The sequence below is a fragment of the Pedobacter sp. genome (genome assembly GCF_041662865.1).
Classification (GTDB): Bacteria; Bacteroidota; Bacteroidia; order Sphingobacteriales; family Sphingobacteriaceae; genus Pedobacter.
Genome location: NZ_JBAZRL010000007.1, coordinates 98221 through 110336, shown reverse-complemented (window position 1 = coordinate 110336; position 12116 = coordinate 98221). Strand labels below are relative to the sequence as shown.

At 33.2% G+C, this 12116-nt stretch carries 13 protein-coding genes; 9 read left to right on the top strand and 4 right to left on the bottom strand.

The window, feature by feature from the left end:
• Positions 1 to 16: 16 nt before the first annotated feature.
• Positions 17 to 436: a DUF5655 domain-containing protein gene (locus tag WC622_RS04460; RefSeq protein ID WP_372817695.1), complete on the bottom strand. Its 420-nt coding sequence runs from the start codon at positions 434 to 436 to the stop codon at positions 17 to 19.
• A 153-nt stretch (positions 437 to 589) separates the two neighbouring features.
• Here WC622_RS04460 and WC622_RS04455 point away from each other — a divergent pair, with 153 nt between their 5' ends.
• Positions 590 to 1939, top strand: coding sequence for a Gfo/Idh/MocA family protein (locus WC622_RS04455; RefSeq protein WP_372817694.1), 1350 nt, complete (start codon positions 590 to 592; stop codon positions 1937 to 1939).
• Between the two features lie 39 nt (positions 1940 to 1978).
• Here the strand turns inward: WC622_RS04455 and WC622_RS04450 are convergent, their stop codons facing one another.
• Positions 1979 to 3001 carry a LacI family DNA-binding transcriptional regulator gene (locus WC622_RS04450; RefSeq protein ID WP_372817692.1) on the bottom strand — a complete coding sequence of 341 codons (1023 nt, stop codon included), beginning with the start codon at positions 2999 to 3001 and terminating at the stop codon, positions 1979 to 1981.
• 101 nt (positions 3002 to 3102) lie between these two features.
• The gene (locus WC622_RS04445; protein WP_372817690.1) at positions 3103 to 3450 is read right to left on the bottom strand and encodes a hypothetical protein; all 348 of its coding nucleotides are present in this window, start codon (positions 3448 to 3450) and stop codon (positions 3103 to 3105) included.
• Positions 3451 to 3678: 228 nt separating this feature from the next.
• Here WC622_RS04445 and WC622_RS04440 point away from each other — a divergent pair, with 228 nt between their 5' ends.
• The gene (locus WC622_RS04440; protein ID WP_372817688.1) at positions 3679 to 4212 is read left to right on the top strand and encodes an ExbD/TolR family protein; all 534 of its coding nucleotides are present in this window, start codon (positions 3679 to 3681) and stop codon (positions 4210 to 4212) included.
• A gap of 57 nt (positions 4213 to 4269) precedes the next feature.
• On the opposite strand, the gene metK is transcribed toward WC622_RS04440, so the two are convergent.
• Complete coding sequence (gene metK / locus WC622_RS04435) at positions 4270 to 5520, bottom strand: methionine adenosyltransferase (RefSeq protein ID WP_372817686.1); 1251 nt, start codon at positions 5518 to 5520, stop codon at positions 4270 to 4272.
• Positions 5521 to 5749: 229 nt separating this feature from the next.
• On the opposite strand from metK, the gene WC622_RS04430 reads away from it, so the two are divergent.
• The 7 genes from WC622_RS04430 to WC622_RS04400 all read left to right on the top strand — a co-directional run bounded on the left by WC622_RS04430 (position 5750) and on the right by WC622_RS04400 (position 12052).
• On the top strand, positions 5750 to 6637 hold the full coding sequence (locus WC622_RS04430) for a diacylglycerol kinase family protein (RefSeq protein WP_372817684.1): 888 nt from the start codon (positions 5750 to 5752) through the stop codon (positions 6635 to 6637).
• A gap of 30 nt (positions 6638 to 6667) precedes the next feature.
• Positions 6668 to 7024, top strand: coding sequence for a translation initiation factor (locus WC622_RS04425; protein ID WP_372817682.1), 357 nt, complete (start codon positions 6668 to 6670; stop codon positions 7022 to 7024).
• Positions 7025 to 7168: 144 nt separating this feature from the next.
• Positions 7169 to 8773: a phosphoenolpyruvate carboxykinase (ATP) gene (gene pckA / locus WC622_RS04420; protein ID WP_372817681.1), complete on the top strand. Its 1605-nt coding sequence runs from the start codon at positions 7169 to 7171 to the stop codon at positions 8771 to 8773.
• A 289-nt stretch (positions 8774 to 9062) separates the two neighbouring features.
• A complete protein-coding gene (locus tag WC622_RS04415; protein WP_372817679.1) occupies positions 9063 to 9944 on the top strand; it encodes a MotA/TolQ/ExbB proton channel family protein in 882 nt (293 codons plus the stop codon).
• Positions 9945 to 10027: 83 nt separating this feature from the next.
• The gene (locus WC622_RS04410) at positions 10028 to 10636 is read left to right on the top strand and encodes an ExbD/TolR family protein (RefSeq protein ID WP_372817677.1); all 609 of its coding nucleotides are present in this window, start codon (positions 10028 to 10030) and stop codon (positions 10634 to 10636) included.
• Between the two features lie 21 nt (positions 10637 to 10657).
• Positions 10658 to 11203, top strand: a complete 546-nt coding sequence (locus WC622_RS04405) for an ExbD/TolR family protein (RefSeq protein WP_372817675.1) — start codon at positions 10658 to 10660, stop codon at positions 11201 to 11203.
• Between the two features lie 27 nt (positions 11204 to 11230).
• Entirely contained in the window at positions 11231 to 12052 is an 822-nt protein-coding gene (locus tag WC622_RS04400; protein WP_372817673.1) for an energy transducer TonB, read from the top strand.
• The last annotated feature ends 64 nt before the right edge of the window (positions 12053 to 12116 follow it).

Here is a 12116-nt window from a genome sequence, read left to right as displayed (position 1 = left end):
TTTATAATCGTTTAGCTCATATGTTTTTTCCATTTATATAAGCTTTTTTCATGTAAGTTATTACTTCCTCATTTACATCTTTTGGCAAATAAATCCTTAAATGATGATTGTAATCGTTACTTCCTGGTACGGCAGCTATTTTACGAAAACAATAATTATCTTCAAAAGGTTCTTTAAAAGGGAATACAATATCCATAAAATCTTTTCCTAATTTAATAATGTAAGCAAATCGCTTATCGCCTACTATAGCAATCATAGATTTTGTTGCTTGCAATTTTATATTCCCAATCTCCTTGTATTTAAAAACAAAATGATTGAACAGATCGACTGTTGTATCGCTTTTTCCATTAAGGAAATCGCTAATCGTTTTATCTCCACAATAGTGAATCTGATTAGAGTTTTTAAAAGTCTGATTACATAAAACACAAGTCCACATAATTGGATGATAAAATAAAGCAATGCTAAGTTAAATATTTGTTAAGATTATCAAACGTTTGCGTTGTGTAAATTGCTATATTCTTGTAGCTCAAAAGGGTATTTTTTATAATTTACAATTGAATTAAAAACAACCTGAAACCAAAAACACAAAATGGAAAGAAGAGATTTTATTAAAAATGGTGCTGTTGCAGCTGCAGGCATAAGCATTTTACCTACTGGAACTTTATTTGCAAAGGACAATGGCAGAGTAAGATTAGGCTATATTGGAGTTGGTGCAAGAGGAATGAGTCACATTAGCGAAGGCGTATTAAGAGATGATGTAGAAATTGTGGCCATTTGTGATACACAAGAAAGTTCGTTAAAAATATGTAGGTCATTTATTGCTAAGTCAGGCAGACCAGCAGCAAAAGAATATACTGGTGGACTTGATGCATACAAAGCATTATTGGATAGAAAGGATATAGATGCAGTAATTATCGCTACACCATGGCAGTTTCACCACCCACAAGCTATATATGCAATGAAAGCAGGCAAGTATGTGGGTTGCGAAGTAATTGCAGGTCTAACTGTTGAAGAGCACTGGGATATTGTAAAAACTTCAGAAAAAACAGGGATGCCTTATTCTACTTTAGAAAACGTTTGCTACCGCAGAGATGTAATGGCAGTTTTAAATATGGTTAGACAAGGGGTTTTTGGAGAGCTTATTCACTTAGAAGGTGGTTATCAACATAATTTAAGAAACGTACTTTTTAACAACGGTAAAAATTATTATGGTGGCGGAGTAGAATACGGCCCTAACGCTTTAAGTGAGGCACAATGGCGTACTCAATTTAATATTGATCAAGATGGAGATTTATATCCAACTCATGGTGCTGGTCCTGTAATGCAATATGCAAATATTAATAGAGGTAACCGATTTACAAATTTGGTGTCTTTTAGTTCAAAGGCACGTGGTTTAGCGAGTTATGTAAATGATCTTTCGCCTGGTCATCCAAATTCGAAAATTAATTATAAAAATGGTGATGTAACAACGACATTAATTAATTGCGCCAATGGTGAGACTGTATTATTATCTCATGATACACATTTACCAAGACCATATTCGTTAGGATTTAGGGTGCAAGGTACTGAAGGCATTTGGATGGATGTTGCTAAATCAATATATATTGAAAAACAAGCGAAAAGAAATGATGCATGGGAGCCAGTAAAAGAATGGTTTGATAAATATGATCACCCAGTTTGGAAAAAATATGCTAAAGAAGCTGAAGGCGCAGGACACGGTGGTATGGATTGGTTTGTGTTTAATGGTTTTATTCAGGCTGTAAAGGCGAAAAAACAAACGCCAATTGACGTTTATGATTCTGTAACGATGAGTGTAATCACACCTTTATCTACAAAATCTTTAAAAGAAGGGAACAAACCACAAGAGTTTCCGGATTTCACAAAAGGAGCGTGGAAAGATAGAAAAAATGTATTCGCACTTGACGATAGTGGGTTTTAAGATTTTTAATAGGCTGAAAGAAATTTCAGCCTTTTTTATTTAATCTTTATGGGTTTCAATAAGTTGCGATTCAATAATTGTTTTATAATAGCCCTGAGTTTCTTCGTTAACATCGCTATTTAATAAATCCAATAACGTATCAATCGCTTTTTGCCCTTGTATAGCAGGAAACTGCTCAACCGAAGCCACTGGAGGATGTTCCATAAAACCAATAATTGATGAATTCGCATAACTTACAAATTCAATTTCTTGGTCAAGATTTAAGTTTAAGCGTCTTAAAGATTTAATAGCAAACGCTGATACATAATCATTAAAAGTAACGATAGCAGTTGGCTTGCGTTTGTGATTTAATAGAGTTTCTAACGCTGCTTTCGTACCGGATTCAGTTAAATCACAATCTACAATTAAGGTAGGATCGAACTTTAACCTGTTTTTATATAACGCTTTAATATAACCTTCTTTTCTTTGTCCACTAGCAACTAGTGTGTTTGGACCATTAATTAACCCAATGCTACGATGACCCCTTTTTAATAAATAATTAACGGCTTCAATACTACCAGTTTCTATATTACAAGCCACATAATGGATGTTTTTAATTGGAGGAATTCGATCAAAAAATACAACAGGAATTTGGTGTTTCCTTAATAATTCAAAATGATCAAAATTAGAAGTAGTTTTAGCTACCGAAACTAATAAACCATCAATTCTATGGTTTTTCATTTTTTCTACTAATTGTTTTTCTCTCTCTTCATCATCATGAGATTGAGCCAATAACACGGTATAATTTTTTTTGTATGCAATATCTTCAATTGCACTAATCGCAGAAGAAAAAAAAGCTTCAGCAAGTTCTGGTAAAATCACACCTATTGTAAACGTTTTTCCTTTTTGAAAAAAGATAGCGGTTTGATTAGGCTCGTATTCCATTTCTTTGGCCATTTGCTTAACTTTTTGCTGTGTGCTTAAGCTAATGCTTGGGTGACCATGTAATGCCCTAGAAACTGTTGAAATAGACAAATCGAGCTTTTTCGCGATTTCTTTAATAGTAATGGGTTTCTTAATCATCGGTTCGTTTTGCCAAAAGGCTTTCCGAAGATAACTATTTTATACTATATATTAAATATCAAACGTTTGTGCTAAATTAATTAAGATAACACTGCTTAAAATCAACTAAAAAGCTCTTGCTCATCGCGATCTGCAACAGGTATTTTCTTTAAAAAATCATCAAATGCCGGTCCATCATTATCAGAATATGTGCCATAAGCATCTAAAATATAACCTATGTTTTTATCTTTATCTTCAATTAAATAAAGTACGGAACTATCTGCTGGATCTGACATGCCTTCAAAGCGATAGGTTTTTACAATTGTTAAATCTTCAGGATTATATATTTTATTGAAATTAGCCGATTGCATTTTTCCATGATCTGACATTCTAATTTCATTGTCTTTTCCTTTTAGTCTTAATTTCTCTAAAACTTGACTCAAAGTGTTCATTTCTACTGGCTGTTCCATGATTGTAATGTTTATGTATCGTAAAAACAACAACAATTGAAATTGGTTTTTTATTTCGGATAGATTATTTGAAAACAATTAAAGAATTACAATTTGATCTTAAAAAATCGATCTTAGAAAGATTTAAGTAATAAATAAGGGTATCGATTGAATATTGTGGTTAATAAAATTTATTCACTTTTATGAAATATGGGATAAAGTATCATCCTGTTTAAAAACCTAAATAAGATGGCAACACTCAACATTCCGCAAAACGGCAAGGCTGTAAAAGGGAGAACTAAAAAACCACTACCAAGTGTAGATTTAACCGCAATGGTAGATTTAGCATTTCTATTGATAACCTTCTTTATGCTCACTACATCATTAGCTAAAATGAAAGCTTTAGAAATTGCTAAACCAATACCGCCAGAACCAATCGACTTTGGAGACTATCCTGCATCGCGAACAATGACCATCCTTTTAGGTAAAAATAACCAAGCAGTTTATTATATGGGAGAAGCAAAGAATGCAGCAATGCAGATGATTAATTTGACGACAATCAAAAAAGAAATTCTCTCAAATAAATTAATGGTAGCAAAAACTCATAGTAGTGCTCGAGAAAAACAACTATTAGTGATTATTAAACCTACTACTACTTCAAACTATAAAAATTTTGTAGATATAATTGATGAGATGAATATTTCTGATATTAAATCTTATATAATAGATGATAAATATATCGCAGATCGAGAGAAAGCATTTTTGAAAGAAAAAGGAATATAACAAGAAAGCCTTCCGATTTTACATCAGAAGGCTTTTATATGTTTAATATACTATTTACTATAAACCAAACTCAGCTTTTACTTTATCTACAAAATCAAGTTTTTCCCAAGTAAATAATTCAACAGTAACTACTTTTTCTTCACCGTTAGGTGTTTTAAAGGTTTTTGTAACCGTCTCAGGTTTACGACCCATGTGCCCATAGGCAGCAGTTTCACTATAAATTGGGTTTCTTAATTTTAAACGTTGCTCGATGAAGTAAGGACGCATGTCAAAAATTGATTCTACTTTTTTACTGATTTCTCCATCGGTTAAATTCACCTTAGAAGTGCCATAAGTTACTACATTTATTGAAGTTGGTTTTGCAACACCAATTGCGTAGCTAACTTGCACTAAAATTTCATCAGCGATGCCTGCGGCAACTAAATTTTTAGCGATATGACGAGTTGCATAAGCTGCACTTCTATCTACTTTACTTGGATCTTTTCCAGAAAATGCACCACCACCGTGAGCACCTTTTCCACCATATGTATCAACAATAATTTTTCTTCCTGTTAAACCAGTATCGCCATGTGGACCACCAATTACAAATTTTCCAGTTGGATTAATATGATAGGTGATTTGATCATTAAATAAATGAGCATATTGAGGATATTTTGCTTTAATCCTAGGAATCAAAATAGAAATTAAATCCGATTTAATTTTTGCCAGCATTGTACCTTCCTCATCAAAATCATCATGTTGAGTTGAGATTACAATTGCATCAATCCGTTGTGGTTTATTATCGTCAGAATATTCTAAAGTTACTTGAGATTTTGCATCTGGACGCAAATACGTAATTTCAGAATTCTCTCTTCTTAAATTAGCCAATTCGATTAAAAGCGCATGAGATAAATCAAGGGCTAATGGCATAAAATTTTCGGTTTCGTTAGTTGCATAACCAAACATCATTCCTTGGTCACCTGCACCTTGTTCTTCCTTTGTAGTTCTATCTACACCTTGATTAATATCTTGAGATTGTTCGTGAATAGCTGATAAAATTCCACAAGAATTTGCCTCAAACATATATTCACTTTTAGTGTAACCAATTTTTTTGATTACATCTCTAGCAATTTGTTGTACATCTAAATAAGTTTTAGATTTTACTTCGCCTGCTAAAATAACTTGGCCAGTGGTAACTAAAGTTTCACACGCAACTTTAGATTCGCTATCGAATGCTAAAAAGTTATCGATTAATGCGTCCGAAATTTGATCTGCAATTTTATCTGGGTGACCTTCAGATACAGATTCTGATGTAAATAAATACGACATTTTAAATAATTAATTTTTTAATAAACTTATTATGTAAAATGGATTTTGATCCTGTAAACAGGCAGTAAAAGGAAGTGTGGTATTGGTTAGCACTTTTTTTTACGTGGTTGCAATCCCGCTAATATTTCATAGCATCGCAAATCAGTCCACTTTTAACAGCGCAAAATTACTATAATATTATTAATAGTCAAAAAATATCAAGTATTTTGTGCAACCAAATCCTTGTAAATTGTTAAAAGCAAATATCTTATTTATTATTAATCCAATATCTGGTGGTAAAAAAAAGCAGAAAATACCTGGGTTAATAGATGCTTATTTAGATAAAACTAAATTCAATCCAAACTATAGTTTTACCGAATACGTTGGCCATGCAGCAGAATTAGCAGAAGAAGCCGCCAATAAGAATTTTGATGTAATTGTTGCTGTTGGCGGAGATGGAACTATTAATGAGGTGGCGCCGAAGGTAATGCAGCTAAACAAAACTTTAGGAATAATTCCTTTCGGCTCTGGTAATGGTTTAGCTCGATTTTTGAAAATCCCCATGAATGCTAAAAAGGCTATTCAATTAATTAATACGTTCAAATCTCAAATTATAGATGCAGCTAAACTAAATAACAAATACTTTTTTAACATGGCAGGAATGGGTTTTGATGCCCACATTAGTTCATTATTTGCAGGTAACAAACGTAGAGGCCTAAAAGGATATATAGAAATGGGCTTAAAGGAAATGATCGCTTATAAGCCGCAAACCTATGAAATCGAAATTGATGGAAAAAGTTATACTCGAGATGCCTTTGTAGTAAGTATTGCGAATTCATCTCAATATGGTAACAACGTTTACATTTCTCCTAAATCATCTTTAACAGATGGATTATTAGATGTTTGCATTGTGAAACCATTTCCATTATACAAATTGCCAATACTAGCCTATCAAATGGTAAGAGCAACTACTGATAAATCTGATATGATAGAAATAATTAGAGGTAAACACATTAAAATTACCAGAGTAAAAGAAGATTCTATTCATTTAGATGGAGAACCGTTCTTTATGGGAAAAAATTTAGAAATAGAAGTTATTCCAGCAGCTTTGAAAATAATTACTGCAACAAATAGATGAAATATTCGAGAAAAATTTAAATACAAAACAGTGGCAAAAGACAAAAAAAAAATAATTAACGATTTTGGTGGAATAATGTATTCGACAGATCCTTCGTTTGTTTACAACGACGAAACAGCTGCAACTAATGAATCAACTCCAAATAGTCAACAAGATTTAAGAGTAACACTCGATAAAAAAAATAGAGGTGGTAAAGCCGTAACATTAATTACTGGTTTTAAAGGAGGTGATGAAAAATTGGTAGAATTGGCAAAAATGCTAAAAACAAAATGTGGAGTTGGTGGGGCAGCTAAAGATGGGGAAATTTTAATACAAGGAGATTTTAGAGATAAGGTGATTTTAATCCTCCAAAAAGAAGGTTATAAAGCAAAAAAATCTGGCGGTTAATACAGTGTTAATTTTTAACATAATTAATTGATTATAAATAATTTACATGTTAGTGTATTTGCCACAATAAGTAAAATTTTTCCTGAAAAAGCGTATTTTTTGCGTTAATATCTGCTTAGCTTTGCATGATATTAAACCAAATATATGAGCAATAAAAATGTAAAGCAGCCAGATTTAGGCTATCTAAATTTAAGTGCTAAAACAGTTAAATATCAATTAAGTGTTGCAGAATTAGTTGAAGAAGCTTTAAAAAATGCAGAAGGCACTTTAGCTGACAGCGGCGCATTGGCGGTTGATACAGGTAAATTTACCGGACGTTCCCCTAAAGATCGTTTTATAGTTTGCGATGAGGTAACGGAAAATACAGTTTGGTGGGGCGATATAAATATTAAAATAAGCTCTGCTCATTTCAATCAACTGTTTGATAAAATAACAAACCATTTAAATTCAAAACAGATTTATGTTCGCGATGCATATGCATGCGCAGATGAAAATTATAAAGCCACCATTCGTGTAGTTACTGAAAATGCTTTCCAAAATCTTTTTGCTAATAACTTATTTTTAAGATTTGAACAGGACGAACTTCCTGAACAACCGGAATGGACAATTATTGCAGCGCCCTCATTTATAGCCGACCCTTCAACAGATGGAACTCGTCAGCCCAATTTCTCTATTCTAAATTTTTCAAAGAAGATGATTTTAATTGGGGGCACGGCATATACTGGTGAAATCAAAAAGGGAATTTTCTCTGTATTGAACTTTATCTTACCAGAGCAAAAGAAAACATTATCAATGCATTGCTCCGCCAATGTTGGCGAATATGGTGATACCGCTATCTTTTTTGGATTGTCGGGGACTGGGAAAACAACGTTATCAGCCGATCCAAAAAGAGCTTTAATTGGCGATGATGAACATGGTTGGGGAGAAAAATCTGTTTTTAATTTTGAAGGTGGTTGTTATGCAAAATGTATAGATTTAACATCAGAAAAGGAACCTCAGATATACAAAGCAATCAAATTTGGCTCCTTATTAGAAAACACAAACTATTTTCCAAATACTCGGACAGTAGATTTTTCAAATATTGAAAAAACAGAAAATACAAGAGTTGCTTATCCTATAAATTATATAGATAATGCAATGGTGCCATCGGTAGCATCAATCCCAAAAAACATTTTTTTCTTAACCGCTGATGCATTTGGAGTATTACCCCCAATTTCTAAATTAACGCCAGGCCAGGCAATGTTCCATTTTATATCCGGCTATACCGCAAAAGTTGCTGGTACGGAAGCTGGTGTTACAGAACCTCAATTAACCTTCTCTGCTTGTTTTGGTAAAGCATTTTTGCCACTACATCCTGCTAAGTATGCCAAATTATTGGGAGAAAAGATGGAAAAACACAAAGTAGATGTATGGTTAGTCAATACAGGATGGAGTGGGGGCCCTTATGGTGTTGGAAATAGAATGAAATTAAGTTATACCCGAGCAATGATTAGTGCGGCACTAAATGGTAGTTTGGCTAAAGCCGATTTTATAGAACATCCTGTATTTGGATTATTAATGCCAACAACTTGTCCAGATATACCATTAGAAATTTTAAATCCTCGAAATACTTGGGCAAATCCTCAAGATTACGATAATAAGGCAAATGAATTAGCAGCAGCGTTTTTGGATAACTTTAAGCAATTTGAAGATTTTACCAATGAAGAAATACAAAACGCACTCCCGAAAGTGGTTGAAAACGTACATTAGTGTATTTTTTTTGCTTAAAATTTGTTTTTAATTAAATTTTTAGTTTTAATTGCGGAAGATTGTCTCGAACAAAGACAATCTTTTTTGGTTATACACTTAGCTCAAAAAGAAAAAGGGGCTAGCGTAACGAATTAATTGTATAACGATTATTTAATTTGTAATTTAAAATCAATTTATAAATTTGCTAAACGCAACAATTGATTTCAATAAACGTTGTGTGTATTACTATATTATTTAAATAATTTCTTTAAATTTAAAACAAGTACTAAAACTAAAAAACTAAAAAAAAATGGCAAACGCACCAAAACCAACAACAGTTAAAAAAGAGAGTTCAACTGCATCTAATTTATTTGCAACTCTTGTAATTCCTATTTGTATCCTTATTGGGATAACACTTTTCATCTTTGTATTGGGTAAACCATCAAACTTTACAATTGATGATTCTATCGCAAAGGCAAACAGTACAGTTTCATTAGCTTTCTTTAATGATGATACAGCTCACATTTTACCTAAAGTTGGTAATTATGGTGGTATGGCTTACAAAGGCGGATTTATCGTTCCAATTTTGATGGGTATGCTTTTAATGGTGTTCGTATTCTCAATTGAGCGTTTAATTGTAATTGGTAAAGCAACAGGTAAAGGAAGCTTAGATGCTTTTGTTAAAAAAATTCAATCACTTTTAAGTTCAGGTAATATTTCAGCAGCAGCTGCAGAATGTGATAAACAAGAAGGTTCGGTTGCGAACGTAATTAAATCTGGCCTTAAAAAATATGGTGAGATGGAAGATGAGAAAAACATGGATACTGATCAAAAATGTTTAGCTATTCAAAAAGATATCGAAGAAGCTACTTCATTAGAAATGCCAATGTTGGAGCAAAACTTAACAATCATTGCTACTTTGGTATCAGTAGGTACGTTAATGGGTCTATTAGGTACAGTAACAGGTATGATTAAAGCGTTTGGTGGTTTGGCTAACTCTGGAGCACCAGATCAAGCGGCACTAGCAACTGGTATTTCTGAAGCATTGATCAATACAGCTACTGGTATCGGTACTTCTACATTAGCTATTATCATGTATAATATCTTGACTTCGAAAATCGATAAATTGACTTATGCTATTGATGAAGCAGGTTTCAGCATCATCCAAACTTACGCTTCTACACATAAATAGAAATTATTTTAATTTTTTTTACCGGCTTTATGGAAAACCGGAAGAATTAACATCATTAATTAAAATATTATAATTTTTATATTATGCCTAGAGTAAAAGTTCCAAGAAAGAGTACCTCAGTAGACATGACCGCAATGTGCGATGTGGCCTTCTTGTTGTTAACTTTCTTTATTTTAACGGCAACTTCACGTCAACCAGATCCGTTGGATATTAAAACTCCATCGTCTACGGTTCAATTTAAAGTGCCCGATAAAGATTTGGCAATATTAAGTATCGGTAAAGGGAAAGTTTTTATGGAGATCATTGGTCAAGACGTAAAAAAACTGACCTTACAAAAAATGGCTACATTATATGGTACCTCATTTACTGAAGAAGAAGCAAAACGTTTTGGTGTAATTTCATCATTTGGCGTTCCATTCGGTAATCTAAAACAGTTCATTAATTTGAATGGTGATGATCGTGCAAAGTTTGAAGAAAAGTTAAACGGAATACCTACAGATTCTACCACTAATGGAGAGCTATATAGATGGATAGAACAATCTCGTAGAGCTACAGCCGAATTGCACAATACCGAAATGAGAGTAAGTATTAAAGGAGATTCAAAAGAAGAATATCCAACAATTAGAAAAATTGTAGATGTACTTCAAAAACAACAAGTTAATAAATTTAGTTTAATTACAACAGCCGAATAAGCTGCTAAATAAAATATAGATATGGCAGAATTAAATACAGGCGGGGACGGTGGCAAAGGCGGCAAAGTAAGAAGTAAGAAACAATCTACACGTGTAGATTTAACCGCAATGGTTGATTTAGCGTTCTTATTGATTACGTTCTTCATGCTAACTACTTCCTTATCAAAACCTTTAGCAATGGATATTGCTAAGCCAGATAAAGATGTTAAGGATTTAAATAAACTTGAATTGAAAGCATCTCAAACGATGACGATCTTATTAGGTAAAAATGATAAAATTGCTTGGTATATGGGAGTTCCAAATCCGAATACCCCACCAACAATTGAAAGTTTCGCCAACATAAGAGCATCACTTTTGAAAAACAAAAAAGAAGTAAAAGATAAAATGGGAAAGGACATCATCATTGTAGTGAAACCTACTGATGTATCTACTTACAAAAATTTTGTTGATATCATGGACGAATTGAACATTACTAAGACTAATGTTAATGCACCAGCTATCGATGATGATCCTAAACACCTGATGGACAGCGAAAAAGAAGCCATGAAAGCGGGTGGAATTTTATAAAATGATAACAAATTAAAATATTAAGCAATGTTTGGATCTAAAATAGATTTATTTAACAAAGAGTGGCTTGATGTAATATTTGCCAAAAAGAATAAGAATTATGGAGCTTACGAGCTTCGTCAAACTAACGCGGCTAATACATCTAAATCACTATTTATTGCATCGGCAATATTTATATTACTGTTCTTAGCGCCAAAAATTTACGCTCTGATTGCAGGAATATTGCCTGAGCCACCTAAGGAGAAAGTGGTAGAAATGGTGATGCAAGCACCTCCACCAATTAATCCAGATGTGAAAACACCACCACCAGTTGAGCCACCTCCACCAAAGCAGGATCAAATTAAGTTTCCTCCTCCAATTGTGAAACCGGACAACGAAGTACGTGATGAAGAACCACCTAAAGCAGAAGACTTAAAAAAGGCAGATCCTGGGCAAAAAACGATTGAAGGCGATCCATCAGCAGATATTGTGCAAATTGCGCCTGCAGGTGAAGGGCCAAAACAAGCGGCACAAGTAGAGGATAATACAGTGTATAACTTTGTAAGTATGGAGAACCCACCAAATTATCCAGGTGGGATCGATAAATTTTACAAATACTTGCAAGATGGAATTAAATATCCAGCAATGGCAACTGAAGCTGGAATTTCTGGAACGCTATATTTATCTTTTACAGTTGAAAAAGATGGCTCTGTTACTGACGCTAAAGTTGATAGAAAAGTTGGGTATGGAATGGATGAAGAAGCGATTAGAGTATTAAGAGCAAGTAAAAGATGGAATCCAGGTATGCAAAATGGTAAACCTGTACGTGTTAAATATAATATTCCAATTAAATTTAACTTGCAACAATAAACACCAAGATGTTTAATCTGAATTACTTTAAACAGAAATCGCCTCAACAGCGATTTCTGTTTAT